The sequence below is a fragment of the Streptomyces sp. NPDC097595 genome (assembly GCF_044761525.1).
GTDB classification, from domain to species: domain Bacteria; phylum Actinomycetota; class Actinomycetes; order Streptomycetales; family Streptomycetaceae; genus Streptomyces; species Streptomyces drozdowiczii_A.
In genome coordinates this window covers 1-25,696 of record NZ_JBIWCN010000007.1, presented here as the reverse complement: position 1 = coordinate 25,696, position 25,696 = coordinate 1, and the positions used below count along the sequence as shown (strand labels likewise).

Sequence of the window (25,696 nt, the reverse complement as noted above, 5' to 3'; positions counted from 1 at the left end):
TCACCCCGGTGACACCTGACTCGATCAGTACTCCTGGGGACGGGGCAACCGACGCCCCGCCCGGACACGTCCCACAGCACGAAGCGGTTGTTCGCGGCACGGCGGGAGGGGACCGGGGTGAGCTGGCTGGTGTCCCTGCCGGCGCTGGACGGGCGCGAATACGTCTACCGGGTCCACGCGCCACTGGACGCCCTGCCCGCGGACCTCTTCTGGTGCGCGTTCCACTGCCACGACGACGGACCGCACCCCCGCGCGTCCGACCGCTTCGACGCGGCCCGGATCTGGCCCATCACCGCGGACACGTGAACAGCGGGGAGCCCGGCGGCCTGGGGGGCCGCCGGGCTCCTTCACACCTGCCCACGGCGGGGCTCAGTGCTCGTCGGCGAGAATGAGGTACAGCTTCTTGCGGGCCTCGTTGATGACGGCGACCGCCTTGTCGCGCTGGTCGGACGAGCCGGTCTTCCAGACCTGGCCGAACGCCTCCATCAGGCCGAACCCGGCCTGCCGGACCTCGTTCATGCCCTCCCAGTCGACCCCGCGCCCGGCCTCTTCCCAGGGCGCCTCGGGACCGGTCTCGGCCTCGGTGCGGCCGGTGTCGGTGAGCGTGAACAGCTTCTTGCCACCCTCGCTCGCGCTGGTGATCAGCCCCTCGTCCTCCAGCAGCTGAAGGGTCGGGTACACCGAGCCGGGGCTGGGCCGCCAGGCCCCGCCGCTGCGCTCGCCGATCTCCTGGATCATCTCGTACCCGTGCATCGGCCGGTCCTTGAGCAGCGCCAGGATCGAAGCGCGCACGTCACCGCGCCGCGCCCTCCCCCGGCCGCCGCCCCGGCCCCGTCCGCCACCGAACGGCCCCCCGCCGAACGGCGGCCCGAACGGCCCGAACGCCGCCCGCTGCCCCTCGAAACCACCACGTCGCCCCTCGGGGCCGTACGGGCCGCGCCCGTGACCATGTGCATGTCCCTGCTCGAATCCGTGTGAACGCATGACGTACTCCTCTGCTTACGTTGATCTTTTGGTCTATCGCTGTACTGTCGCGACGCCTCAACGATATATCGGAACCGATCGCATGACAACCCCTGCCCGAAACGGCCCGTGCGGGGGCGGTCCGGCGATAGCGTGATGCCCATGACGGCTGAGGGCGAGGCGCTGGTCGGTGGCATGGCGAACGCGGGCGCGGTCTTCCTCCGAGGGGAGCTGGTGGACCGGCCGGCACCGCGCCACGCGCGCGCCCTGCGCGCGTATCTCCGTGGGCTGAAGGCTCACGGCTTCGATGCGGCACCGGCCCCTGCCGGTCTCACCGCGGACGGCCGTGAGCAGCTGACGTTCATCCCCGGCGACGTGGCTCTGCCGCCGTTCCCGGACTGGGCGATGACGGGTTCCGCCCTCGCATCGGTGGGGAGCCTGCTGCGGCGCCTGCACGAGACCGGTGCGGCCGTCGCGGTCGACACCCGCGCCGAGTGGCCTCCGGACCTCGCCGACCCGGAGGGCGGGACGACCGTGTGCCACAACGATGTGTGCCCGGACAACGTCGTCTTCCGCGACGGCCGCGCGACGGCCCTGATCGATTTCGACCTGGCGGCCCCGGGCCGCCCCCTCTGGGACATCGCCATGACCGCTCGCTACTGGGCGCCGATGCTCGATCCCGTATCCGCGGCCGCCCTCTATCCGCCCGGCCTGGACGCCGCCGCACGGCTGCGGATCCTCGCCGACGGTTACGGCCTCGCGGCGGAGGACCGCGTCGAGTTGCCCGGCGTCATCGAGCAGGCCACGGAGGTCTGCCGGGCCTTCGTCGCGCGGCGCGTGGCCGACGGAGACCCTGTCTATCTCCGGGCACTGGACGAGCGCGGCGGATGGGAACGCTGGGACCGCGTACAGACCTGGCTGGCGAACCACCGCCGGACGTTCACGGCCGCCCTGCTGGACTGACCCGTACGCTCGGCCCAGCCGCCAGATCCTCACGCTCCACCGCGACCCGGGCGGACCCCTCCGCATCGTCTTCACCGAGGGCCCGCGCCGCTATGTCCCGGGCGGCGCCCCTCTGGGCTCCGGAGACGTGGGTTACGTCGGGGGCGCCTCCCTCAACCTGCACGAACCGGGGGCCGTCCGTGCCCTGCTCGACGCGGCGACGGCCCACGGATGGCAGCCGTCGGACCGGCGTCGGGTGGAGCTGGACGGCTGGACCCTGCTGGAGGCGGCGGCCGCCCTACGGGAGGGGAACACCGGCGGAGCACCGCACCGCGTTCACGGCGCGGGCTCGGCCAGCGCGTTGAGCGCCGGTCGGAGCAGTGCGGCAATGCGGTCGGGCGACGCCTCGCGCAGGGCGGGCAGCCCCAGGAGCTGATGACCGATGGTCACACCGAGCAGCGTGGTGACCGCCAGAGCGGCGCGGAGTTCCCGGTCGTCGGGCGCCGGGACAGCGGCTCCGGCGTCGGCGATCTGACCGCCCAGCGCGGTCCGTACATGCTCTGCGGCCGCCGGGTCGGTGAGCATGGACCGCAACACCGCGAGCGTCCCCTCCGGCAGACCGCCCAGCTTCAGGCCCAGCGTGGCCAGCATCCGGTCGGCGAACACGTCCGCTCCGGCGGCCTCCGGCGGAGGCGCTGCGAACGTCTGCACGGCCCGGCCGAACAGCTCGCGCTTCGAGCCGAAGTACTGCATGACCAGGGCCGGGTCCACACCGGCCGCGCTTGCCACCGCGCGGATGGTGGTCCGGTCGAACCCCTTGGCGGCGAACTCCTCCCGGGCCCTTTCCAGGATGCGTGCCTCGGTGGCGCGGCGGCGGTCGGCGCGGGTCTCCCGGGGCGTGGTCACGCCGCGACTCTACAGCCGTTGACCGAACCCCTCCGCCCGGCCTACGGTCACACTCAACAAGCGTTGAGCGAATGGAACCGTACCGTGCCGCACCCGGAAACCACCCGCGTCCGCACCCCTCGTGAGGCCCTGGCCGCTTACCACCGGGCCATGCTCGACAAGTCCGCGGACGATCTCGCGGATCTGTACGCGGCCGACGCGGTGCACGAGTTCCCCTTCACCGCTCCCGGCTTCCCCCCGCGATACGAGGGCCGCGAGGCCGTACGTACGGGTTACCGGGCGGTCTGGGGCGCGAGCCCCGTACGGATCGACGCGGTCAGGAGGGTGTCCGTGTACGGGACGGACGACCCGGAGGTGATCGTCGCCGAGCATGTGGTGGCGGGGACGCTGCCGGCCGCGGGCACCGCTTTCACCGTCCCCGGCCTGCTCGTGCTCCGGGTCCGCGACGGCCTGATCACCCATGTCCGCGACTACATGGACACCGCGGCCCTCGCCGCTGCCAGGGGCTGAGACCGGCCGGGCTCACCCCTCACCGCGCAGCCCCAGCAGATACACCGCCGTCACGGCCACTCCCCGGTCCCCGTCCTCCGCCAGCTCCCCGAGCGCGCGTGTCGCCGTCGGGCCCGGGATGTCCGCCAGCGCCTGGGTGAGGCGGCGGCGGGCGGGCGCGTCGAGCACGGGATCGGCGAGGCGGCCCACGAGCGCGGAGGCGATCCGCTCGGCGGTCTCCGGATCCCCGGCCAGCACACCGAGCGCGTCGGCAGCGTCCACGTCCCGTACCGCCTCCGCGACCATGCCGATCAGCGTCGGGACCGCCTCGGCCACCCCGCGCGCACCGAGCGCGGGCGCCGCGTACCGGCGTACCGCGACATCGGGATGGCCGAGGGCGTCCCGCAGCAGCGCGCTCGCGGCCTCGCCCGGAATCCCGGCGACCGCCCGCACCGCACGGGCGCGCACCGCCGCGTCGGGCGAGTCCAGGCCCTCCGCCAGCAGGGGGAGCCCGCCGCCCGCGCGCGCCAGGGCCCACCGCAGCGCGCCGGCCACGCTCGGGTCGCGCTCGCTCAGCACCGCTTCGACCAGGGCCTCCACCGGCGCCTCGCCGCCCGAGGACAGCGCGGCCCGCTGCCGGGTGCCGGGGCTGCTGGAGCCGAGGCCCTGGAGGAGGGCGACGGTACGCAGCACGCCCTCCCAGTCCTCCGGTCCGGCGGCGCCGATCCGGCTGAGCCGGGTCAGCAGCTCCGTCTCGCTCGCGATCCGTTCCCGGGTCCGCCGGACGAGGTCGTCCACCAGACCGGCCGGGCTGAAGCCGGGATCGTCCAGCGCGCGCCCCACCTCGCGCAGCGACAAACCGAGGGACCGCAGGCTCTCGATGTGGAAGATGCGCCGGACGTCCTCGCCGGAGTACTCCCGGTATCCGACGTCGTTGCGCCCCGTGGGCCGCACCAGCCCCAGCGACTCGTAGTGCCGGAGCATCCGCGCGCTGACCCCGGACCGCCGCGCCACCTCACCGATCAACACTTGGGGCCTTTCGTTTGGATCAGGCTGGATCACCGTACGGCCCGAGGGCCACCCTCCGCTTCGCCTCCTCGATCGCGGAGTCGAACCCGGCGTCCGGGTCGCGCCGCAGCTCCTCGGTGGCGAGCGCGTGCTCGCGGACCCGGGGCTCGGGGTGCGCGGCTGCGGCGTACAGCGCAGGTCCGGCCGGCGCGCCGAGGGCGATCAGCGCCCGGCTGAGGCTCAGCCGCGTCTCGCGTCCGCCGCGCCCGAGCTGCCCGGCCAGCACCGCGGCGAGCGCGGGCGCCCCGTCCTCGGGCACGAGGAGGACCGCGGTGCGCCAGGCGGCACGCGCCACCTCGTCGTCGGGGTCGGTGAGCAGGTCCCGGGTGATCGCCGGCCAGGCCCGCCGGTCGCCGGTCTTGGACAGGGTGTGCAGGGCCTGGCTGCGGGCCTGCGGGTGCTCCGAGCCGAGCTCGCCGACGAGCCTGGGTACCGTCAGGTCCTGCGGATGCCGGGTGAGCGCCCAGGTCAGCATCTCCCGTACGGAGAAGTCCGGCTCGTCCGCGCACCGCTCCACGAGCCGGTCCACCAGCCGCGCGTCCGGCGCCGATCCGACCGCCAGCGCGGTCCGCAGCCGCACCGACGCGTCACCGTGTTCCAGTCCGCGCAGCGCCCGCGCGACGGCCGTGTCCTCGTTCGCCGTGGCCATGGGGACCACCTCCTCGCGGCCGAGTGAAGCGGTTGTCACCGTGACAAGGTCAAGCCCGGCGGGTTTCCGGGGCCACCGGCCCGCGATTGGCCTTGGTTCCGGGCCGGGACGTATGCCTACGGTCGGCCCATGAGGATTCGCACCGTAGACGCGTTCACCGACCGCCCCTTCACCGGCAACCCGGCCGGCGTCCTGCTGTTCGGCCCCGACGGCTTCCCCGAGGACGCCTTCCTCCAGCGGGTCGCCGCCGAGCTGAACCTCTCCGAGACCGCGTTCGCCCATCCGCTGCCGCCGGGCGGTGGCGCGGACTGGGCGCTGCGGTGGTTCACCCCGGTCACCGAGGTGGACATGTGCGGCCACGCCACGCTCGCCACGGCCCACGTCCTGCACACCACGGGCGCCGCCACCGGCACGGTCCGCTTCGCCGCCCGGTGCGGCACGCTGACGTCGACCGCCCGTCCGGACGGTTCGCTGACGCTGGACTTCCCGACCGCCCCGCTGACCCCGGAGCCCGCGCCGGACGGTCTGGCGGAGGCCCTGGGCGCGGAGCCGCTGTCCGTGCACGACACCGGTGCGCACGTCGGGGACCTGCTGGTGGAGCTGGAGGACGAGGCGGCCGTACGGGGTCTGGCCCCGGACTTCGCGGCGCTGGCCGGTCTCTCGCGGCGCGGTGTCATCGCCACGGCCGCCGCGGCGCCGACGCGTGCGTACGACTACGTCTCGCGCGGCTTCTTCCCGGCCGTGGGCATCGACGAGGACCCGGTGACCGGCAGCGCGCACACCGCCCTGGCCCCGTTCTGGTCGGCCCGGCTCGGCCGCGACGAGCTGACCGGACTCCAGGCGTCCGCGCGCTCGGGTCTCGTACGGACATCGCTGCGCGGCGCGCGCACCCTGCTGACCGGCCGCGCGGTCACCGTGCTGGACGGCGAACTGCTCGTCGGCCCGTGACCCCGGGGCTCACGGGGTGGGCAGCCAGCCCACCTTGCCGGCGAGCAGCGCGTAACCGACGAACGCGCCGATGTCCAGGAGCGCGTGCGCCGCGACCAGCGGGCCCACCCGCTGCCAGCGCCGGTAGAGCAGCACGAAGACGACGCCCATCACCATGTTGCCGATGAACCCGCCGATGCCCTGGTAGAGGTGGTACGAGCCGCGCAGCACGGAGCTCGCCAGCAGCGCGGCCATCGGCGTCCAGCCCAGCTGCCCCAGCCTGCGCAGCAGATAGCCGACGACGATCACCTCCTCCAGCACGGCGTTCTGGAGGGCCGACAGGATGAGCACGGGGAACTTCCACCACACGTCGGGCAGCGACTCGGGCACGACGGTGAGGTTGAAGCCGGCGGCCCTGGCCACCAGATAGAAGGCCAGCCCGGCGCTGCCGATGCCCGCCGCGACGAACGCGCCCCGTGCCACGTCCTGCCCCTGCCGGGTGCGGTCGAAGCCGAGGACGCGCAGCCCGGTCCCTTCCCGGATGAGCAGATGCGCGACGAGCGCGACGGGCACCAGCGCGGTCGCGATACCGAAGAGCTGCCAGGCGAGATCCAGCCAAGGGCGTCCCGGGGCGGCCGAGCTGTTGAGGGTCGCCGCCTGATCCTTCAAACCCCCTGGTTTCGTCAGCGATCCGACAAAGCTGATAAGGGCGGACACGCCACTCGCCCCCAGCGAGAGCGCCAGCACCAGCACCGTCTCGGACCGGAGAATCCGTTGTGACACGGCCTCCTGGGGAAAAGAATCAGCCACGCGCCCCGCCTCCACCTGTACACCTGCCCTCAGTTGTGCATTCGCGTCCCACGCCCCTCGCCGCCCCGCTAGGGTCTCGAATGCAGGTACGAAGATCATGCGCGACTGGCCGGGGGACGAGCGCCATTGCCGATGGCGTGGTCCCCCTTTTCCTTGTACATCCTCAAGGAGGGGCACCACCGACATGGGACGTCACAGCTTGCCCGATGACCGCGCGGCGGCCGGAGGCGGGGACCGTCCACCGCGCCGCCGCCGGACCGTGGCCATCGCCACCGTGCTCGTCCTCGCCGTGGCGGGGGGAGCGGCGGTCGCGGTGCAGGGCGGCCTGCTCTCGTTCTCGAAGTCGTGCGAGGAGAACGCCGTCCACCTCTCGATGGTGACCTCCCCGGACATCGCCCCCGCCGTACGTGCCATCGCCGACCGGGCACGTACGGACGAGGTGCGCTCGGACGGACGCTGTGTCGACGTGAACGTGGTGGCCCGTGACTCGTACAAGGTGGCGGACGCGCTCGCGAGCGGAGCCCGCCCCGACTACCAGATATGGCTGCCCGACTCGGACCTCTGGCTGACCAGGGCCAAGGGCGCCGGGGAGGGCACCTCCATCACGCCCGGCGGCTCCGTCGCGACCTCACCGGTCACGCTCGCCGCGGTCCCCCCGGCGGCCAAGCAGCTCGGCTGGCCGAAGAAGACGTACACCTGGGCCGAGTTGACGGGCGCGGCCATGGAGTCCGACCGGGTACGCCTCGGCTCCGCCGACCCCGCGCGCTCGGCGACCGGCCTGCTGGCCCTCAACAGCATCGGCACCTCCGCCGGGAAGCAGGGCGGCGACAGCGACACCCGGGTCGCGGCCACCGCGAAGCTGCTCGCCCAGCGGATGTCCGACGGCGACACCCAGGTCGTGGCGACCCTGCCGCAGGACGGCTCGGGCGCCGAGGAGGGCAATCCGGCGCGCAACCAGGCGGTGCTCCTCTCCGAACAGGCCGCCTTCGCCCACAACGCCGAATCGGCGGCCGACGGCAAGCTGGACCTGTTCTATCCGGAGGACGGCACCCCGCTGCTCAACTACCCGCTCACGATGGTGGACGAGCGCCACCATTCCACGGACGAGAGCCGGGCCGCGCTGCGGTTCATGATCCTGCTCTCCGAGGACAGCTCCCTGCGCACCCTCCGGGAGCACGGCTTCCGGACCACGTACGGCGCGGCGGACGAGAAGGTGGTCGCGGCGGCGGGCGGCCGGTCGCCCCAGCCGTACGACGCGACGCAGCCGCCCGCCCCGACGGACGAGGCGCTCCAGGAGACGCTCGGCATGTGGACGATCACCGTGCAGAGCGCACGGCTCACCACCGTGGTCGACGCCTCCGGCTCGATGGCCGCGACGGTCCCGGGCCGCAACCAGTCCCGGATGGACGTCACCAAGGCGTCGCTGATCCAGGCGCTCAACCAGTTCACCCCGAACGACGAGATCGGGCTCTGGGAGTTCGCGACCACGCTCGACGGGGACAAGGACTACCGGCAGCTGGTGACGACCGCCAGACTCGGCGACGCCGTGAAGGGGGGCGGCACCCACCGGGAGAAGCTCGCCGCCGCGTTCGCCGCGCTGCGCCCGGTGCCGGACGGCGCCACCGGTCTGTACGACACCGCGCTGGCCGCGTACAAGGAGGCGCAGCGCACGTATGTGAAGGGCAAGTTCAACGCGGTGGTGATCCTCACGGACGGGTCGAACCAGGACGAGCGGTCCATCTCGCGCGCCGCCCTCGTGGACGAGCTGAAGTCCATCGCGGACCCGACGCGCCCGGTCCCGCTGCTGGCCATCGCCGTCGGGCCCGAGGCGGACCGCGAGGAACTGGACGAGATCGCCAAGGTCACCGGGGGCGGCGGCTACCAGGTGAACGACCCGGCCGAGATCCAGGCGGTGATCCTCCAGGCGGTGATGACGGCCGGCCAGGGCGCCCGCGCGGCCGGGGAATAGGAGGGGGCCGGTCCGCGGCACGGACCGGCCGCCCGTCACGGCGCCGGGATGCCCGCCGGCCAGGTGTGCACGGGGTCGCCGCCCTGCATCAGCTCGCCGTAGCGCCGGGTCATCGCGGCGAGCGCGGCGCCCCGGTCGAGGCCCGCGTCGCGCGCCCGGTGATAGGTGTCCGCCTGCCAGGACGCGCCGTTCGTCCGCCGCTTGCAGCGCTCCTCGATGATCCCGAGGTAGTGCGCCCGGTCCGCCGGCTCGATGTTCCAGCCGTCGAGGCCGGCGGCGGCGAGCGGCAGGAGCTCGTCGCGCACCAGCTTCGTCACGGGCACCCGGGTCAGCCCGCCGGAGCGGCCGGGCCTGGGCCACAGCAGCTCGGCGTCGATGCCGTGGCGGCACGCGGTCTCGAAGTTCTCGGCGGCGGCGGAGAACGGCATCCGGGTCCACACCGGACGCGACTCCTCCGCAAGCGCCCGCACCAGGCCGTAGTAGAGCGCGGTGTTGGCGATGACGTCGGCGACGGTCGGGCCCGCGGGCAGCACCCGGTTCTCCACGCGCAGGTGCGGGACGCCGTCGGCGATCCCGTACACCGGCCGGTTCCAGCGGTAGACCGTGCCGTTGTGGAGGACCAGCTCCTTCAGCTGGGGGACCCCGCCGTCGGCGAGGACGCGCAGCGGCTCCTCCTCGTCGCAGATGGGCAGGAGCGGCGGGAAGTACCGCAGATTCTCCTCGAAGAGCTCCTCGACCGAGCCGATCCACTTCTCCCCGAACCAGGTCCTGGGCCGCACGCCCTGGTTGCGCAGTTCGGGCGGCCGGGTGTCCGTGGCCTGCTCGAACAGCGGCGGCCGCGACTCGCGCCACACCTCCCGGCCGAAGAGGAACGGCGAGTTGGCCCCCAGCGCGACCTGGACGGCGGCGACGGCCTGCGCCGCGTTCCACACGTCGGCGAAGCGTTCCGGGGTGACCTGGAGATGCAGTTGCAGCGAGGTGCAGGCCGCCTCCGGGGTGATCGATCCGGCGGTCGCGACCAGCCGCTCGACGCCTTCGATATCGAGCGAGAAACTCTCGCCGCGCGCCGCCAGCATTTGATCGTTCAGGAGGGCGTAGCGGTCGACGTCGGAGAGATTGGACCGGACCATGTCGTCACGGCCGAGCGTCGGCAGGATTCCGATCATCATGATCCCGGCATCGACTTCACCGGCCTTCCGGTCCGCATATCCGAGCCCGGTCCGCAGCTCTTCGGCCAACTGATCCAGAACACGCCCCGACAGATGGTGGGGGACTATGTTCACCTCAAGATTGAACATCCCCAGTTCCGTCTGGAAATCGTGACTCGCGATGCGCTCCAGTACCTGCCCATTCAACATCTTCGGCATGGCGTCGGCGCCCGTGAGATTCAGTTCGATCTCCATGCCCATGAGGTTGCGCGGCCGGTCGAACCGCCGCTCGGCCAGGAGTCCGGACAGGGCCTCCACGCACTGGTGGAGCTTCCTCCGGTACCTCTGCCGGTCGGACAGGTCAAAGGCGCCCGCGACGACCTTCTCCCCCATCGAAGTGTCCTCCTCAAGTGGCCGGCACGCGGCCCGGGCCGCCCGCATCACGATCGATAATGCCCGCAGGACGTGATCCGTAACGCCCCGCGGACGGCGCACACGCGCTAATCTGAGCGCCGGGGCCCCGGGCACATTCACTCGGCATGACGCAGCGGGCGGTTTCCCGTACGGCGGGACCGTAAAGCCCCGATGGGTTTCGGCCGACCGCGACGCGGGAAAAACCCGAGGCGGCGGCTGCGCCGCTCGCGCCGAATCAGCATGATCTCCGCATAATAAAGTCCGGATACCGCCTTGCCGGCAATAGCCGTGGCGGCTAGTGGAAACACCGCGTGAACACGTGTCGTATAAACTCCGCGGACGAGGCAGAGAGTTGACGCACCGGCTCAGTCACCGGCCTCCTCTGGCCCCGCCCGCCGACAACGCCGTCCGCACCCGCCCGCGCACCACCGTGTCTCCGAAGTGAGAGGCGACCCACTATGCCGCTGCATGTTCCCCCGGCCCCCGCGCCCGCACTGCGCAGCGTTCTCGCGGCGCTCGGTTCACCGACCGCGGTCCGCGAGGCCCGCACGCCCGCCCTGCGGTCCGCACAGGGACCTCTGAGCCCCGAACACCCGCTGCCCGTCCATGTGCTGGGCGTCGCCCCGGGCGACCTCGCACCCGCCACCCGGCTCGCCGCCTGGCGCTTCCAGATCCGCAGCACGGAGCGGGCGGTGGCGGCGGCGGACACCATGCTCACCGCGGACGGCTGGACCTTCTCGCACTTCTTCGAGGGCCCGTACATCGCCTCGACGGAGCTGGCGCTGCGCCAGGCCGAGGGGATGAGCGGCCCCTACCAGCCGCGTCTGCTGTCCATCCCCAACCTGTACATGCTGGCCCTGTGGCTGCACGGCGACCCCACGGCGGACGCCTCCTGCGGCGCGCCCGGCCCGGACGACGTGCTCGTGCCGCTGTCCCCGGCGCCGCCCGGCTTCGCCGCGCACCGGCCGCACCGGGCCGCCGACCTGCTGCCGGTGATCACCACCCGGATCACGCCGGGCCCCGGCCCGCTGCTGGGCTCGCCGGCCCCGGCCTGAGCCGGCCTCTCCCTCCGCGTGCTGTGCCCCGTCGCCCCGTCCGGCGGCGGGGCACAGCACGCGGTCACGCGTACGACACCCCGCCCATCCGGACTAGTCCCATCCGGCCACCCCGAACCACCCGAAGTGACAGTGCAGTTGAGTTGAACCCTCCGGGCGGGTGACGCGTCATGGGAGGAGTGGAAGCGCTGCGGCGAAATCCCTGCGGATTGTCGCCCGTGGGGCAACACTGGGATTCGACCGATCGATACGGGGGCGGTCATGAACACCTCTTCACACCGCAGGTCACTCAACTCGACGCAGCGAAAGAACCCATCCATGTGCCAGCATCAGCCACCCTGCCCGACAGCCGACTCAGCCGACCGGGAGGCCGCCCGCCAGGTGGCCCACCACCCGGAGCAGGGCTGGAGCCTGCTGTGCAACGGCGTCCTGCTCTTCGAGGACACCGGTGAGCTGCTCCCGGACGGGCAGATCATCGCCCCGCACAGGCCCCTGGCGGCGAGCCGGGTGGTCAAAGCCGCCTGAGCGGCCCGTACGGAAAAGAAGGGGCCGGCCCGGAGAAGTCTCCGCACCGGCCCCGACGCGTGTCCGCGTCACACCGCTTCGATCACCGGATCAGTTGTCGTACTCGTCCAGGGGCGGGCACGAGCAGACGAGGTTGCGGTCACCGAACGCACCGTCGATCCGGCGCACCGGCGGCCAGTACTTGTCTGCGGCCGAGACGCCGGCCGGGAAGACCGCGACCTCGCGGCTGTACGCGTGCTCCCACTCCCCGCCGAGCGCGGCGGCGGTGTGCGGGGCGTTGGCGAGCGGGTTGTCGTCCGCGCCCCACTCCCCCGACGCGACCTTCTCGATCTCGGCGCGGATCGCGATCATCGTGTCGCAGAACCGGTCCAGCTCCGCGAGGTCCTCGCTCTCGGTCGGCTCGATCATCAGCGTCCCGGCGACCGGGAACGACATGGTCGGCGAGTGGAAGCCGTAGTCGATGAGCCGCTTGGCGACGTCGTCGATGCTGACGCCGGTCGCCTTGGAGATCGGACGCAGGTCCACGATGCACTCGTGCGCCACGAGCCCGGCCGGGCCGTTGTACAGGATCGGGTAGTGCGGTTCGAGGCGCTTGGCGATGTAGTTCGCCGCGAGTACGGCGACCTGCGTCGCACGCTTCAGGCCCTCGCCGCCCATGAGACGTACGTACGCCCACGAGATGGGCAGGATGCCGGCGGAACCCCACGGGGCCGCCGAGATCGGGCCGACGCCGGTCTCCGGGCCCGCCGCGGGCTGGAGCGGGTGGTTGGGCAGGTACGGCGCCAGGTGCGCGCGCACCCCGACCGGGCCGACGCCGGGGCCGCCGCCGCCGTGCGGGATGCAGAAGGTCTTGTGCAGGTTGAGGTGCGAGACGTCGCCGCCGAACCGGCCGGGCTTGGCCAGACCGACCAGCGCGTTGAGGTTGGCGCCGTCGACGTAGACCTGGCCGCCGGCGTCGTGCACCTCGGCGCAGATGTCGGCGACGTGCTCCTCGAAGACGCCGTGCGTCGACGGGTAGGTGATCATGAGCACGGCCAGCTCGTCGCGGTACTGCGCGATCTTGGCGCGCAGGTCCTCGATGTCGACCTCGCCGTCGTCGGCGGTCTTGACGACGACCACCTTCATGCCGGCCATCACGGCGCTCGCGGCGTTGGTGCCGTGCGCGGAGGACGGGATCAGACAGACGGTCCGGTTCTCGTCGCCGTTGGCGCGGTGGTACGCGCGGACGGCCAGCAGCCCCGCGAACTCGCCCTGCGATCCGGCGTTCGGCTGGAGGGACACCGCGTCATAGCCGGTGACCTCGGCCAGCCGCTCCTCCAGCTCGCGGATCAGCGTCAGGAAGCCCTGGGCCTGCTCGGCGGGCGCGAACGGGTGCAGCGCGCCGAACTCGGGCCAGGTGACGGACTCCATCTCGGCGGTCGCGTTCAGCTTCATGGTGCAGGAGCCGAGCGGGATCATGCCGCGGTCCAGCGCGTAGTCGCGGTCGGCGAGCTTGCGCAGGTAGCGCAGCATCGCGGTCTCGGACCGGTGCTGGTGGAAGACCGGGTGGGTGAGGATCGTGTCGGTGCGCAGCAGCGCCTCGGGCAGCGCGTCCTCGGTGGTCGCGTCCAGCGCCTCGACGTCCCCGTCGGCGCCGAAGGCGGCCCAGACGGCGGCAACCTGGGTGCGGGTCGTGGTCTCGTCGCAGGCCAGCGAGACGGTGTCGGCGTCGACCAGGCGCAGGTTCACCCCGCGCTCCCGGGCGTCGGCGACGACCTCGCCCGCCCTGCCGGGGACGCGGACGGTGAGCGTGTCGAAGTAGGAGCCGGTCACCACGTCGATCCCGGCGGCGCGCAGGCCCTCGGCGAGGATCGCGGCGTAGCGGTGGGTGCGCCGGGCGATCGTGCGCAGCCCGTCGGGGCCGTGGTAGACGGCGTACATGCCGGCCATGACGGCGAGCAGCACCTGGGCGGTGCAGATGTTGCTGGTGGCCTTCTCGCGGCGGATGTGCTGCTCGCGGGTCTGGAGGGCCAGGCGGTACGCCTTGTTGCCGTCGGCGTCCACGGAGACACCGACCAGGCGGCCGGGCAGGCTGCGGGCGAACTTGTCCCGGACCGCCATGAAGCCGGCGTGCGGGCCGCCGAAGCCCATCGGGACGCCGAAGCGCTGCGTGGTGCCGACGGCGATGTCGGCGCCCAGCTCGCCGGGCGAGGTGAGCAGCGTGAGGGCCAGCAGATCGGCGGCGACGGTGACGATCGCGCCCAGCTCGTGCGCCCGGTCGATCACGGGCTTGAGACCCCGGACGGCTCCGGAGGCGCCGGGGTACTGGAGGAGCACGCCGAAGACGCCGCGCTCGGCCACCTCGGCCGGGATGCCCTCGCCGAGGTCGGCGACGACGACCTCGACGCCGGTCGGCTCGGCGCGGGTCTCGATGACGGCGACGGTCTGCGGCAGGGTGTCGGCGTCGACCAGGAAGACGCCGTTCTTGACCTTGCCGACGCGCCGGGCGAGCGCCATGGCCTCGGCGGCGGCGGTGCCCTCGTCGAGCAGCGAGGCGCCGGAGGTGGGCAGGCCGGTGAGCTCGGCGACCATCGTCTGGAAGTTCAGGAGGGCTTCGAGGCGGCCCTGCGAGATCTCGGGCTGGTACGGCGTGTAGGCCGTGTACCAGGCGGGGTTCTCCATGACGTTGCGCAGGATCACCGGCGGGGTGAACGTGCCGTAGTAGCCGAGGCCGATCATCGGGGCGAGGACCTGGTTGCGGTCGGCGAGCCGGCGGAGTTCGGCCAGCACCTCGGCCTCGGTCCGGGCCCCCGGCAGGGCCAGCGCCTCGGCGCTCTTGATCACGTCGGGCACGGCGGCCGCGGTCAGCTCGTCCAGCGAGCCGTAACCGACCTGGGCGAGCATCTTCGCCTGCGCCTCGGCGTCGGGGCCGATGTGGCGCTGCTCGAAGGGGATGCCCTGTTCCAGCTGCGTGAGCGGGGTGCGACGGGGGGTCATGGTGGAGGCCTCCTGGTCTGTCACGACCTGCGAGGGGCACCACGGCGTCGGGTGCCCTGACGGCCTCCCCCTCTGTCATCTCAACCTGAGAGCTTCACCGGCACCACACGGGCACCGGCTTTCACCGTCGGTGAGGGAGAGGCTCCGTACGGCCCATAGGCCGCGCGCAACCCGCCCTGCTTTCCAGAGTGACCTCGTCCGTGCGGTACGGGGGCCTGAGAGATTCCGGGGAGGATTTGCTCCTTCGGCGTCCTCCGGATGGGCTCCGGACGACTCTCCCGCACGGGGTCAGCAGCCATGACCAGCCTACCAGCGGGGTACACGACGAGAATTCTCGAGTGGCCAAGACCACGGAACTGCATTTCTGTAGTCCCTGTGGACCAGCCGCGACCAGTGTGGGAGGGACCGTGCAGACCGACATCGACCCGCGCAGCCTGATCGGCCGCAAGGCCTTCGACCGCAAGGGCACCAAGATCGGGACCGTGGACGAGGTGTACCTCGACGATGCGACCGGGGTCCCCGAATGGGCGGCCGTGCGCACCGGCCTCTTCAGCCGTGACGCCTTCGTCCCGCTGGAGCCCAGCGAGTTCGTGGACGACACGCTGCGCGTCCCGTTCGACCGGGCGCTGATCAAGGACGCGCCGGACTTCGGCGTGGGCCGCCACCTCTCCCCCGAGCAGGAGCTCCAGCTCTACCGGCACTACGGCCTGGACGCCGCCCCCGGCGCACCGGCCCCGGACCGCGACTTCGGCCGGCTGGCGGGCCAGGAGGAGTAGTCCGGCGGGTCCGGGACGAGCGGCAGGGGGTCGGCGGCCCGCAGCGCGGGGTCGTCCACGCGGAACGTGCGCACCCGGCCGGGTGCCGTGGCCCCCGGCTCCTCGAACCGTACGGTCACCCGCCCCACCCCGCTCCCCTGCACCCACCCGTGTCCGTGGACCTCGTGGTGCACATCGTGCCCGGCCGGCCAGCGGCGCGCCGCGAGCTGCTCGGCGGCCTCCTCCGGCCCGGGCCCCTCGTCCGCCGCCCCCTCGCGGGCATCGTCCTCCCCCTGCGGCCGGGCCCCGTCGCCCTCCGGCGGGGCCGCCGCCGCCCGCTCGCCGGCGGCCTGGGCGAACAGGTCCTCCTGGGTGTAGTCGGCGAGCCCCGTGACGCCGACGCCCAGCAGCCGCACCCCGCCGGTGGTGTCCACGGCCTCCAGGAGCCGGGCGGCGGCCTCCCTGACGACCGCCGGGTCGTCCGTGGGGCCGCGCAGCGTCTCGGAGCGGGTCAGCGTGGAGAAGTCGTACCGGCGCACCTTGAGCACCACCGTGCGCCCGGAGCGCCCCGCGCCCCTCAGCCGCTGGACGCACCGGTCGGCCAGCCGCTCCACCTCGGTGCGGACCCGGACGCGGTCGTGCAGGTCCACCTCGAAGGTGTCCTCGACGGAGACGGATTTCGCGTCGCGCTCCGCCACCACGGGCCGGTCGTCGAAGCCGGAGGCCATCCGGTGCAGCGCGGCGCCGTGCGCCTTGCCCAGCAGCCGGACCAGCTCCGCCTCGCCCGCCTCGGCGAGGTCGTTCACCGTCGTCATCCCGGCGCGGCGCAGATGGTCTGCCGTGGCGGGGCCGACGCCGGGCAGGGTGCGCACCGGCATGGGCGCGAGGTGCGCCCGCTCGGTGCCGGGCTCGATCAGGCGTATGCCGTCGGGCTTGGCCTCCTCGGAGGCGATCTTGGCGAGCATCTTGGAGCCGGCGAGCCCGACGGATCCGCTCAGTCCGGTGACCGCCTGGATGGCCTCGCGCAGTTCCCGGCCGATTTCCAGGGCGGAGGCGGTGTCGTCGGCGGTGCCGCCCGCTTCGAGGTCCACGAACGCCTCGTCCAGGCTGAGCGGTTCCACCAGCGGCGAGAGCCGGCCGAGGAGCTCCATGACCTGGTCGCTCACCGAGCGGTACAGCGTGAAGCGCGGGACCAGATAGGCGGCGTTCGGCGCGAGCCGCCTGGCCTGCGCCATCGGCATCGCCGAGTGCACCCCGAAGCGCCGTGCCTCGTACGAGGCGGTCGCGACGACCCCGCGCGTCCCGAGGCCGCCCACCACGACGGGTTTGCCGCGCAGGCTGGGCTTCGCCGCCTGCTCCGCGGAGGCGTAGAAGGCATCCATGTCCAGATGCAGGATGGTGGGCGCGGCTCTCACACCTGCCGATGCTGCCCTACGGCACTGACAATCGCCGCCCCGTCAGGGCCCGGGCGCCCGCGATTCCCGCCCCGGGCGCCCTCTCGGCGGCTCAGACGGCCCGGTTGCGGCGCCGCGCGAGCTCGTCGGCCGGGTTGTGCCCGATCAGCGTCTCGCCGGTGTCCACGCGCTCCCCGTGCAGCTGCGACAGGGCCGCGTCCACGTCCCGCCACACGACTCCTACGGCGATCCCGAAGACGCCCTGGCCGCCCTGGAGCAGGTCGACCACCTCGGCGGGCGACGAGCACTCGTAGACCGTGGCCCCGTCGCTCATCAGCGTCATCCGCTCCAGGTCCTGGAAGCCCCGGGCCCGCAGGTGCTGGACGGTGGTCCGGATGTTCTGGAGCGCCACTCCGGTGTCCAGGAAGCGCTTCACGATCTTCAGCAGGACGACGTCCCGGAAGCTGTAGAGCCGCTGGGTGCCCGATCCGTACGCCGGACGGACGCTCGGCTCCACGAGGCCGGTGCGCGCCCAGTAGTCCAGTTGCCGGTATGTGATCCCCGCCGCCGCGCACGCCGTCGGCCCGCGATAACCGATGTCGTCGGCCGATGCCACGCCGTCCCCCGCCATCGCAGCCGGCGCGGCCGACTGCCTGATGGTCCGGTCGGCCGTACTCCCCTGCTGCGGATACGGCGCACCCGCTGCCGTACCGTCGCCGCTGCTTCTCACGCCGACCTCCGTCCTTGACCTGCCCACTCGAAGGTAGGCAGTCACCCGGGGTGCGTCAACGATCGCCACACTCGGCACGCCGAGTGATAATCACCCTGAGGGTGGTTTCGCGTGACCGTTGACGGGGAAAGGCTCACCGGATGTGCCGGTGGCCGCGGCCGAAGACGTCACTGGCTGTTGTTCGTCCCGAAGTCCTCCGGAGAGATCTGGTCGAGGAACTCGCGGAATTTCTCCACCTCGTCCTCCTGCTCGTCGGGGATCGCGATCCCCGCGTCGTCCAGCACCCCGTCACTGCCGTAGATCGGCGTGCCGGTGCGCAGGGCGAGGGCTATGGCGTCGGAAGGCCGCGCGCTCACCTCGACACCGCCGGCGAAGACCAGCTCCGCGTAGAAGACCCCTTCGCGGAGGTCCGTGATCCGGACCTCGGTGAGCTCCTGGCCGACGGCCTCGAGCACATCCTTGAAGAGATCATGGGTCAGCGGCCTGGCCGGAGCCATGCCCTGCTGAGCGAAGGCGATCGCGGTCGCCTCACCAGGACCGATCCAAATGGGGAGGTACCGGTCGCCTCCCACTTCACGCAGGAGCACGATCGGCTGGTTGGAGGGCATTTCCACCCGGACACCCACAACGTCGAGCTCGTTCACACAGCAACCCTAGGACGTGCCCGGCAGGTTTGGGTAGTCGGGCTGGTCCGCCTTCAGCGCAGCCGTACCTGCAGAGCGGTCTGTACGAGCGCGGAGTGCAGCCGTACGGACAGCTCCGCCAGCTCCCTCGCGGTCGCCTCGGCATGCGCTCTGGTCTGCGGATTCCGGTGCCGGCGCAGGGGCGCGACCATCTGCTCGATGAGCCCGGCCTCCCGGTCGGCGGCTGCGCGCACGGCCCTCAGGTGACGAGGTTCCAGACCGAATCGCCCCAGTTCCGCCACAAGCCTGGCGACGGTCACCATGTCGGCGTCGTACCCGCCGTCCGCAGCGGGGACGACCAGACCGTACGACTCCCAGTCGTCCAGCTCGCTCTCGGTGACCTCGGCGGCGACCATGAGCTCGGCGCGGCCGATCCGGGCGGCCGTGGCCCGGCCCGGCACCCCGGTCGGCTCACCGTCTGCCTGGGGCGGCTCCCCGTCGGGGGACGGCAGGGCCACCTGCTCGCCGCGGGCGAGGGCGTCCAGATGCTCGCGGATCACCTTCAGCGGCAGATAGTGGTCCCGCTGCATCCGGAGCACCTGGGCGAGCCGCTCGACGTCCGCGGCGACGAACTTCCGGTAGCCGGAAGGGGTCCGCTGCGGTTCGACGAGCCCTTCGGCCTCCAGGAAGCGGATCTTGGAGATGGTGACCTCGGGGAACTCCTCCTGCAATTGCAGGAGCACCGTGCCGATGCTCATCGGCCGGCCGTCGGCGGCGGTGCCTTGTCGGGCACCGCCGCTCGGTGTTCTCAGCATGGACCTTCCTGGGGTTCCCCCCGGACGGTGTCCGGGGGCGGGTCAGATGCCCCGCTGGCTCGCGTAGAAGACCAGCCGGTACTTGCCGATCTGGACTTCGTCGCCGTTGGACAGGGCGACGGAGTCGATCCGCTCACGGTTGACATAGGTGCCGTTGAGGCTGCCGACGTCCCCGACCGTGAAGCTGCCGTCGGCGCCCCGGCGGAACTCCACATGCCGGCGGGAGACCGTCACGTCGTCCAGGAAGATGTCGCTCTGCGGGTGACGGCCGGCCGTGGTCAGCTCACCGTCCAGCAGGAAGCGGCTGCCGCTGTTCGGACCGCGGCGCACCACCAGGAGCGCCGAGCCGAGCGGCAGGGCGTCGACGGCGGCCTGCGCCTCGGGCGACAGCGACGGCACGGCGGTCTGGCCGGTGGCCTCCGCCTCGTACGCCTCAAGGCCCGAGATCGAGATGGTCGACGTCGTCTCCGAGGCGCGCTCCGGGACCCCGCCCCGCAGCGGCGCACCGCAGTTGGAGCAGAAACGGCTGGCCTCGGCGTTGCGGTGGCCGCACCTCGTACACACCGGCATGGACGAAGCCTCCTGGCTCGGGGCTCCGAAACCTATGCGGCCGGGACCGGCAGGGTCAACGGACGACGCGCCGGGACCGCCCGGGTAGTCACCCCCCTGGCCTGTCACCTGGTCACGGAAGAGCGGGCGCTCCGCGCCCTGCTCGTCGGGCTGACCATGGCGCGGCGCGCGATGACGTGCGTTCTCATCGCGGGCGCTCTTGCCGAACAACTTCCCAAACAACTTCACGGGCGATTCCCCTTGACCGAAACAGACCCGCCCGTGGGGCAGGACGAACCCTGAATGAACACACCTGCCGACCCGGACATCTTCACAACGTCCGTATCCACCCGACAGTTTCCACCACGCGCCACGATTACGATGCGGCGACCCCCCGCAACCGTCCGCTCGTGTTCCCCGACGCCCGGGCGCCCGGGGATCACTGGCCCGACGACCGAGCGTAGTCAGGCCGCTCCGCCGGTCGCAAGGCGTCCACGACAATGTCGTCGGCCCGCAGCACATGCACGGTGGCCTGCTCCTTCTCCAGCGTCTGCACCACACCCCCGGGGATGTTCAGCGCCGGTTCCAGATCCTGCGGCTTGCCGATGACCTTGAAGACGTACGGGGCGGTGATCTTGCGCCCGTCGACCTTGACGGCACCCGCGTCACCGGAGAAGTACGTATTGGCCACCACACGGACCCCGTTGACCTCGACGGCCTCGGCGCCGGCCGCCCTGAGCTCCTGAAGGGCGTCGAGCAGCATGTCGGGCCGCACGGCGCCGGCGGGGTCGTTGACCGTCATGGTGATCCCGGGGCCGTGGGCCGCCACGGTCCCGGCGAGCACACCGAGTTGCCGCTCCTTCTCGACGGTCTGCTTCCGGGCCTCCTCGGCCTGGTCGGAGCTGTTCTCCAGCTCCGTGCGCTGGGCGTCGAGGCGCTGCTTCTCGTCCTCCAGCCGCTGCGTGCGGTCGTCCACCTCGTCGAGGATGCGCACGAGGTCCTCCTGGCGCGCGCCGCGCAGGGCGTTGCTGTCGCTGTTGGACCGCACCTGGATGGCGAGCCCGAGCCCGAGGCCGAACAGCAGGAGGGCCACGATGAGTTGGGCGCGGGTCACCCGGGGCGGCCAGAGACCGGCCGTCAGCCGCTGCCGCCCGGTGAGCTCCTGATGGGTGTCGTCGTTGCTCATCGGCATCAGGCCCGGAAGACGTGCCGACGGATCGCCGCGGCGTTGGAGAAGATCCGGATGCCCAGCACGACCACCACACCCGTGGAGAGCTGGGCGCCGACGCCCAGCTTGTCGCCCAGGAAGACGATGAGGGCCGCCACGACCACGTTCGAGAGGAACGAGACCACGAAGACCTTGTCGACGAAGATGCCGTCGAGCATGGCCCTCAGTCCGCCGAACACCGCGTCGAGCGCGGCGACGACGGCGATGGGCAGATAGGGCTCGACCACCGCCGGAACTTCGGGCCGGACCAACAGTCCGACCACGACTCCCACGACGAGGCCCAGTACGGCGATCACGATGTGCCCTTCCCTGTGTCTGCGGCCTTGTATGGCTCTGCTGTCCGTACGATCAGGCTCGGGGCGGCCGGAAGGCTCAGCTTCTCCTGGACGGAGATGCTGGTCCGGATGTTGAAGCTTTCCTTCAGCGCCTGTAGGTACTGGCCGTCGGCACTGTCCCGGAAGGCCGCACCCAGCTTCTTGCCGTCCCCCACCGCGAGCACCGAGTACGGGGGCACGAGCGGTTTGTTGTCGACCAGTATGGCGTCGCCCGCGGCCCGGATCGCCGACAGGGCCGTCAGCCGCTGCCCGTTGATGGCGATGGCCTCCGCGCCGGACTCCCACAGCCCGTTGACGACGCGCTGCATGTCCCGGTCCCTGACCCGCCCGGTGTCGGAGAAGCCGCTCGTCTCGCGGGGTCCGCCGCCGCCCTGATCGGTGTCCTCGGCGTCGTCCACGACGACCTTGAGCCCGGGCCCGTGCACGGGCGTGGCCCCGGAGAGCAGCGCCACCAGCTCGGCCTGGTCTCCCCCGTGTTCCTGGAGGGCCTTGCGCTGCCGGCTGTTGACGTCGTCGCGGACCTCCTCCACCTGGGATTCCAGGGAGTCGGCCGCGTCCGTCTCGGCGTCGATGCGGTCGATGAGCTCCTGCTTCTCCTTGGCCAGGACCGGCGCGGTCACCCGCGCCTGGGCCGCGCCGAGGGTGACGACCAGGGCGGCGAGGACCAGACAGGCGGCGAGACCGAGCTTGGCCTTGAGCGTACGGGGCATGCCCGCACGCCCCTCCGCCTCCCGGCGGGCCGCCGCTTCGGCGTAGCCGTCGTCCAGGCTGTGTTCCATCACGTTGGTCAGCAGCAACATGGACGCGTCGGGGCGCTTGGGCGGCGGATCCGTGCTCCGGCCGGGGGGCTGCTGCGACATGCCGCACATCGTCGCATGTCGCGGCTGCTTACGCCGAATGGCCCCACCGATGACAGTGCGGCCGCGGGGACGGGCCGTACGTTCGCCCGTCCCCGCGGCCCGGCCTTCAGTTGCCCGCGCTGTCCACGACCGTCGCCCACTCGTCGAGCAGGGCCTCGGCGGAGGCGTCGTCGGGCCCTTCGGCCCACAGGTGGGTGACGGCTTCCGCCGGGTCGGGCAGCACCATGACCCAGCGCCCGTCCGCCTCCACGACCCGTACACCGTCCGTCGTGTCGACGTCCCGGTCGCCGGCCGCCTCCACGACCCGGCGCATCACCAGGCCCTTCACGGCCCACGGTGTCGCCAGGTCACGGCGCAGGACGTGGGCGCGCGGGATGCGGGCGTCGATCTGGCTCAGCGTGAGCTGGGTCCTGGCGACGAGCCCGATGAGCCGCACGAACGCGGCCGTACCGTCGAAGACACTGGCGAATTCGGGAACGATGAAGCCGCCGCGCCCGTCTCCTCCGAAGATGGTGCCTTCCTCACGCCCCACCCGGGTCAGGTCGTCCGGCGACGTGGTCGTCCACTCGACCTGCGTCCCGTGGTACGCGGCGACCTGCTCGGCGACCCTGGTCGTGGTGACCGGGAGGGCCACCCGCCCGCTGCGCCGCTCGGCGGCGACGAGGTCGAGCATGACGAGCAGAGCCCGGTCGTCCTCCACGATCCGGCCGCGTTCGTCCACCAGGGACAGCCGCTCGCCGACGGGGTCGAAGCGGACGCCGAAGGCCGCCCGCGCCGAGGAGACGATCTCGCCGAGGCGCACGAGACCCTTGCGCCGGGCTTCGGCCGTCTCGGTCGGCCGGGATTCGTCGAGCCCGGGGTTGATGGTGAGCGCGTCCACGCCCAGCCGCCCCAGCAGGCTCGGCAGCACCAGCCCCGCGCTGCCGTTGGAGGCGTCGACCACGACCTTCAGCTGGGCGTCGGCGATCCCGGTGGTGTCCACGTTGCGCAGGAGGGACCCGGTGTACGAGTCGAAGACGCTGGACGGGAAGTAGATGTCGCCGATCTCGCCGGGGAAGGCCCGCCGGTACTCCTGCCTGGCGTAGACCCGGTCCAGTTTCCGCTGCCGCGCCTGCGAGAGATCCGCTCCGCGTTCGTCGAAGAACATGATGTCGACGGAGTCGGGCACACCCTGCGACGTACGGATCATGATCCCGCCGGCACTGCCGCGCGCGGTCTGCTGACGCGCGACGGGCAGCGGTACGTTCTCCAGGTCCCGTACGTCGATGGCGCTGGCCTGGAGCGCGGAGATCACCGCGCGCTTGAGCGCCCGGGCGCCTCGGGAGTGGTCCCGGGCGGTGGTGACGGTGGAGCCCTTCTTCAGCGTCGTCGCGTAGGCACCGGCCAGCCTGACGGCCAGCTCGGGGGTGATCTCGACGTTCAGGATTCCGGAGACGCCGCGCGCCCCGAAGAGATGGGCCTGCCCCCGGGACTCCCAGATCACCGAGGTGTTGACGAAGGCGCCGGCCTCGATGGTCTTGAAGGGGTAGACGCGGACGTTCCCCTGGATGATCGATTCCTCACCGACGAGGCATTCGTCGCCGATGACGGCGCCGTCCTCGATCCGGGAGGCGCGCATGATGTCGGTGTTCTTGCCGACCACACAGCCGCGCAGGTTGCTGTGGTCACCGATGTACACGTTGTCGTGGACCACGGCCTTGTGCAGGAAGGCGCCGCTCTTGACGACGACGTTCGACCCGATGACCGTGTGCTCGCGGATCTCCACACCGGCTTCGACCTTGGCGTAGTCCCCGATGTAGAGCGGGCCGCGCAGCACGGCGTCGGGGTCCACGTCGGCGCCTTCGGCCACCCAGACCCCGGGCGAGATCTCGAAGCCGTCGATCTCGACGTCGACCTTGCGCTCCAGCACATCGGCCTGGGCCTTCACATAGCTCTCGTGGGTGCCCACGTCCTCCCAGTAGCCCTCGGCGACATAGCCGTAGATGGGCTTGCCTTCCTTCATGAGCTGCGGGAAGACGTCCCCGGACCAGTCCACGGAGGTGTCGGCCTCGACATAGTTGAAGACCTCGGGCTCCATGACGTAAATGCCCGTGTTCACGGTGTCCGAGAAGACCTGGCCCCAGGTCGGCTTTTCCAGGAAGCGTTCGACCTGGCCCTGCTCGTCCACGATCGTGATCCCGAATTCCAGGGGATTGGGAACGCGGGTGAGGCAGACGGTGACCAGGCCGCCCTTCTCCTTGTGGAACGCGATGAGATCCGTGAGGTCGAAGTCGGTGAGCGCGTCACCGGAAATGACGAGGAAGGTGTCGTCCTTCAGCGCCTCTTCGGCGTTCTTCACGCTGCCGGCGGTGCCGAGCGGCTTCTCCTCGTTGGCATAGGTCAGCTCCATGCCGAGCTCTTCGCCGTCCCCGAAATAATTCTTCACCAGGGAGGCGAGGAACTGGACGGTCACGACCGTCTCATTGAGCCCGTGGCGTTTCAGCAGCCGGAGCACATGCTCCATGATCGGCCGGTTGGCCACAGGCAGGAGCGGCTTGGGCATGCTTGAGGTCATAGGGCGAAGACGAGTGCCTTCGCCGCCAGCCATCACGACGGCCTTCATGTCGGAAACGTCCTCCTTGAGAGACGACGGTCGAGCCGACTTCGCCCGTCAGGGCAGCTTCTGTGTCATCAGCCGCGCGGCCGGCATCGTTGCACGGCACCACATCAGCGAGCTCAATCGGCTACTGCATCCGCCTTGACCAGGCGGCGGACCTGAACCACGTACAAGATTCCTGCCCACCAATAGAGGGTTGTACCCCACCCTGCGAACGCCCATCCGAAAACAGTCGCCACCTCTGCCAGCCAACCATGCCCGTCACTGAGCAGCAACAAGGGGAATGCGTACATGAGGTTGAACGTCGCGGCCTTGCCCAGGAAGTTCACCTGGGGCGGCGGATAGCCGTGCCGGCGCAGGATTCCCACCATCACGAGGAGCATGAGCTCGCGGGCGAGCAGAGCGAGGGTGAGCCAGAGCGGCAGGATCTCGCGCCAGGTGAGTCCGACGAGGGTGGAAAGAATGTAGAGCCGGTCGGCAGCGGGGTCGAGAAGCCGTCCGAGGCTGCTGATCTGGTTCCACCGGCGCGCGAGCTTGCCGTCGAGATAGTCGCTGACCCCGCTGAACATCAGGACCAGCAAAGCCCAGCCATCGCTATGGGGCCCGCCGAACTCGGGGCGGAGAATCAGCCACAGGAAGACAGGCACGCCGACCAGGCGCAACATGCTGAGGATGTTGGGGATGGTGAGTACCCGGTCCGTCTGAACGCGGGTCTCCTGGACCTCCACCCGGGGGCCTCCTGTGTCAAGAACGTGCCAATGATGCCCCCTGACCCTACCCTCAGCCCCGGCCGGCGGGTGCACAGGGGTGCCGGGGGCCCCCGGAAACGCGAAAGAGCCCCGTGCCACAAGGGCACGGGGCTCTTCCTAAAAGGAGTTCGGCGGCGTCCTACTCTCCCACAGGGTCCCCCCTGCAGTACCATCGGCGCTGAAAGGCTTAGCTTCCGGGTTCGGAATGTAACCGGGCGTTT

At 71.5% G+C, this 25,696-nt stretch carries 25 protein-coding genes, 1 rRNA gene and 1 riboswitch; of the genes, 8 read left to right on the top strand and 18 right to left on the bottom strand.

Going from position 1 to position 25,696, the window contains the following annotated elements:
- The first annotated feature begins 117 nt into the window (after window positions 1-117).
- Window positions 118-306 (top strand): hypothetical protein, encoded by a 189-nt coding sequence (locus ACIQZN_RS13095; protein ID WP_161210305.1) that lies wholly within the window; start codon window positions 118-120, stop codon window positions 304-306.
- 63 nt (window positions 307-369) lie between these two features.
- Here ACIQZN_RS13095 and ACIQZN_RS13090 read toward each other — a convergent pair whose 3' ends face one another.
- On the bottom strand, window positions 370-984 hold the full coding sequence (locus ACIQZN_RS13090; protein WP_403991708.1) for a PadR family transcriptional regulator: 615 nt from the start codon (window positions 982-984) through the stop codon (window positions 370-372).
- 141 nt (window positions 985-1,125) lie between these two features.
- Between ACIQZN_RS13090 and ACIQZN_RS13085 the strand changes: the two genes are divergently transcribed.
- Window positions 1,126-1,926, top strand: a complete 801-nt coding sequence (locus ACIQZN_RS13085) for a phosphotransferase (protein ID WP_403991705.1) — start codon at window positions 1,126-1,128, stop codon at window positions 1,924-1,926.
- 315 nt (window positions 1,927-2,241) lie between these two features.
- Here ACIQZN_RS13085 and ACIQZN_RS13080 read toward each other — a convergent pair whose 3' ends face one another.
- Window positions 2,242-2,811: a TetR family transcriptional regulator gene (locus tag ACIQZN_RS13080; protein ID WP_403991702.1), complete on the bottom strand. Its 570-nt coding sequence runs from the start codon at window positions 2,809-2,811 to the stop codon at window positions 2,242-2,244.
- Window positions 2,812-2,895: 84 nt separating this feature from the next.
- Between ACIQZN_RS13080 and ACIQZN_RS13075 the strand changes: the two genes are divergently transcribed.
- Window positions 2,896-3,321, top strand: a complete 426-nt coding sequence (locus tag ACIQZN_RS13075; protein WP_403991699.1) for a nuclear transport factor 2 family protein — start codon at window positions 2,896-2,898, stop codon at window positions 3,319-3,321.
- A 12-nt stretch (window positions 3,322-3,333) separates the two neighbouring features.
- Here ACIQZN_RS13075 and ACIQZN_RS13070 read toward each other — a convergent pair whose 3' ends face one another.
- Entirely contained in the window at window positions 3,334-4,329 is a 996-nt protein-coding gene (locus ACIQZN_RS13070; protein ID WP_403991696.1) for a HEAT repeat domain-containing protein, read from the bottom strand.
- A 19-nt stretch (window positions 4,330-4,348) separates the two neighbouring features.
- Window positions 4,349-5,017, bottom strand: coding sequence for a HEAT repeat domain-containing protein (locus ACIQZN_RS13065; protein WP_403991693.1), 669 nt, complete (start codon window positions 5,015-5,017; stop codon window positions 4,349-4,351).
- Window positions 5,018-5,146: 129 nt separating this feature from the next.
- Here ACIQZN_RS13065 and ACIQZN_RS13060 point away from each other — a divergent pair, with 129 nt between their 5' ends.
- Window positions 5,147-5,965, top strand: coding sequence for a PhzF family phenazine biosynthesis protein (locus tag ACIQZN_RS13060; RefSeq protein WP_403991690.1), 819 nt, complete (start codon window positions 5,147-5,149; stop codon window positions 5,963-5,965).
- A gap of 9 nt (window positions 5,966-5,974) precedes the next feature.
- Here ACIQZN_RS13060 and ACIQZN_RS13055 read toward each other — a convergent pair whose 3' ends face one another.
- A complete protein-coding gene (locus tag ACIQZN_RS13055) occupies window positions 5,975-6,754 on the bottom strand; it encodes a CPBP family intramembrane glutamic endopeptidase (protein ID WP_403991688.1) in 780 nt (259 codons plus the stop codon).
- A gap of 184 nt (window positions 6,755-6,938) precedes the next feature.
- Between ACIQZN_RS13055 and ACIQZN_RS13050 the strand changes: the two genes are divergently transcribed.
- A complete protein-coding gene (locus ACIQZN_RS13050) occupies window positions 6,939-8,723 on the top strand; it encodes a substrate-binding domain-containing protein (protein WP_403991685.1) in 1,785 nt (594 codons plus the stop codon).
- Between the two features lie 35 nt (window positions 8,724-8,758).
- On the opposite strand, the gene ACIQZN_RS13045 is transcribed toward ACIQZN_RS13050, so the two are convergent.
- Window positions 8,759-10,264 (bottom strand): glutamate-cysteine ligase family protein, encoded by a 1,506-nt coding sequence (locus tag ACIQZN_RS13045; protein ID WP_403991682.1) that lies wholly within the window; start codon window positions 10,262-10,264, stop codon window positions 8,759-8,761.
- A 479-nt stretch (window positions 10,265-10,743) separates the two neighbouring features.
- Here ACIQZN_RS13045 and ACIQZN_RS13040 point away from each other — a divergent pair, with 479 nt between their 5' ends.
- Together ACIQZN_RS13040 and ACIQZN_RS13035 are read left to right on the top strand one after the other, a co-directional pair.
- Window positions 10,744-11,340, top strand: coding sequence for a hypothetical protein (locus ACIQZN_RS13040; protein ID WP_403991679.1), 597 nt, complete (start codon window positions 10,744-10,746; stop codon window positions 11,338-11,340).
- 318 nt (window positions 11,341-11,658) lie between these two features.
- Window positions 11,659-11,865: a DUF5999 family protein gene (locus ACIQZN_RS13035; protein WP_073969024.1), complete on the top strand. Its 207-nt coding sequence runs from the start codon at window positions 11,659-11,661 to the stop codon at window positions 11,863-11,865.
- 90 nt (window positions 11,866-11,955) lie between these two features.
- Here the strand turns inward: ACIQZN_RS13035 and gcvP are convergent, their stop codons facing one another.
- On the bottom strand, window positions 11,956-14,841 hold the full coding sequence (gene gcvP / locus ACIQZN_RS13030) for an aminomethyl-transferring glycine dehydrogenase (protein WP_403991676.1): 2,886 nt from the start codon (window positions 14,839-14,841) through the stop codon (window positions 11,956-11,958).
- 193 nt (window positions 14,842-15,034) lie between these two features.
- A riboswitch (glycine riboswitch) is annotated at window positions 15,035-15,132 on the bottom strand.
- Window positions 15,133-15,248: 116 nt separating this feature from the next.
- Here gcvP and ACIQZN_RS13025 point away from each other — a divergent pair.
- Window positions 15,249-15,617 (top strand): PRC-barrel domain-containing protein, encoded by a 369-nt coding sequence (locus ACIQZN_RS13025; protein WP_164401929.1) that lies wholly within the window; start codon window positions 15,249-15,251, stop codon window positions 15,615-15,617.
- On the opposite strand, the gene ACIQZN_RS13020 is transcribed toward ACIQZN_RS13025, so the two are convergent.
- From ACIQZN_RS13020 to rrf, 11 genes are all read right to left on the bottom strand, one after another.
- Window positions 15,542-17,011: a DNA polymerase IV gene (locus ACIQZN_RS13020; RefSeq protein WP_403991673.1), complete on the bottom strand. Its 1,470-nt coding sequence runs from the start codon at window positions 17,009-17,011 to the stop codon at window positions 15,542-15,544. The two genes, ACIQZN_RS13025 and ACIQZN_RS13020, sit on opposite strands and share 76 nt — an antisense overlap.
- Before the next feature lie 91 nt (window positions 17,012-17,102).
- Window positions 17,103-17,720 carry a MerR family transcriptional regulator gene (locus ACIQZN_RS13015; RefSeq protein ID WP_403991670.1) on the bottom strand — a complete coding sequence of 206 codons (618 nt, stop codon included), beginning with the start codon at window positions 17,718-17,720 and terminating at the stop codon, window positions 17,103-17,105.
- 167 nt (window positions 17,721-17,887) lie between these two features.
- Window positions 17,888-18,364 carry a bifunctional nuclease family protein gene (locus ACIQZN_RS13010; RefSeq protein WP_026171779.1) on the bottom strand — a complete coding sequence of 159 codons (477 nt, stop codon included), beginning with the start codon at window positions 18,362-18,364 and terminating at the stop codon, window positions 17,888-17,890.
- 53 nt (window positions 18,365-18,417) lie between these two features.
- Window positions 18,418-19,158 (bottom strand): MerR family transcriptional regulator, encoded by a 741-nt coding sequence (locus tag ACIQZN_RS13005; protein ID WP_403991666.1) that lies wholly within the window; start codon window positions 19,156-19,158, stop codon window positions 18,418-18,420.
- Window positions 19,159-19,200: 42 nt separating this feature from the next.
- Window positions 19,201-20,064: an FHA domain-containing protein gene (locus ACIQZN_RS13000; RefSeq protein WP_403992301.1), complete on the bottom strand. Its 864-nt coding sequence runs from the start codon at window positions 20,062-20,064 to the stop codon at window positions 19,201-19,203.
- An 82-nt stretch (window positions 20,065-20,146) separates the two neighbouring features.
- Window positions 20,147-20,899: a DUF881 domain-containing protein gene (locus tag ACIQZN_RS12995; protein ID WP_403991664.1), complete on the bottom strand. Its 753-nt coding sequence runs from the start codon at window positions 20,897-20,899 to the stop codon at window positions 20,147-20,149.
- Window positions 20,899-21,231, bottom strand: a complete 333-nt coding sequence (locus ACIQZN_RS12990) for a small basic family protein (RefSeq protein WP_003970459.1) — start codon at window positions 21,229-21,231, stop codon at window positions 20,899-20,901. The genes ACIQZN_RS12995 and ACIQZN_RS12990 overlap by 1 nt, the downstream gene beginning before the upstream one ends.
- A complete protein-coding gene (locus ACIQZN_RS12985) occupies window positions 21,228-22,130 on the bottom strand; it encodes a DUF881 domain-containing protein (protein WP_403991661.1) in 903 nt (300 codons plus the stop codon). The genes ACIQZN_RS12990 and ACIQZN_RS12985 overlap by 4 nt, the downstream gene beginning before the upstream one ends.
- Window positions 22,131-22,236: 106 nt before the next feature.
- On the bottom strand, window positions 22,237-24,732 hold the full coding sequence (locus ACIQZN_RS12980; RefSeq protein WP_403991658.1) for a sugar phosphate nucleotidyltransferase: 2,496 nt from the start codon (window positions 24,730-24,732) through the stop codon (window positions 22,237-22,239).
- Between the two features lie 113 nt (window positions 24,733-24,845).
- Window positions 24,846-25,454 (bottom strand): CDP-alcohol phosphatidyltransferase family protein, encoded by a 609-nt coding sequence (locus tag ACIQZN_RS12975; protein WP_403991655.1) that lies wholly within the window; start codon window positions 25,452-25,454, stop codon window positions 24,846-24,848.
- Between the two features lie 147 nt (window positions 25,455-25,601).
- Window positions 25,602-25,696 (bottom strand): 5S ribosomal RNA (gene rrf, locus ACIQZN_RS12970); the annotation flags it as partial.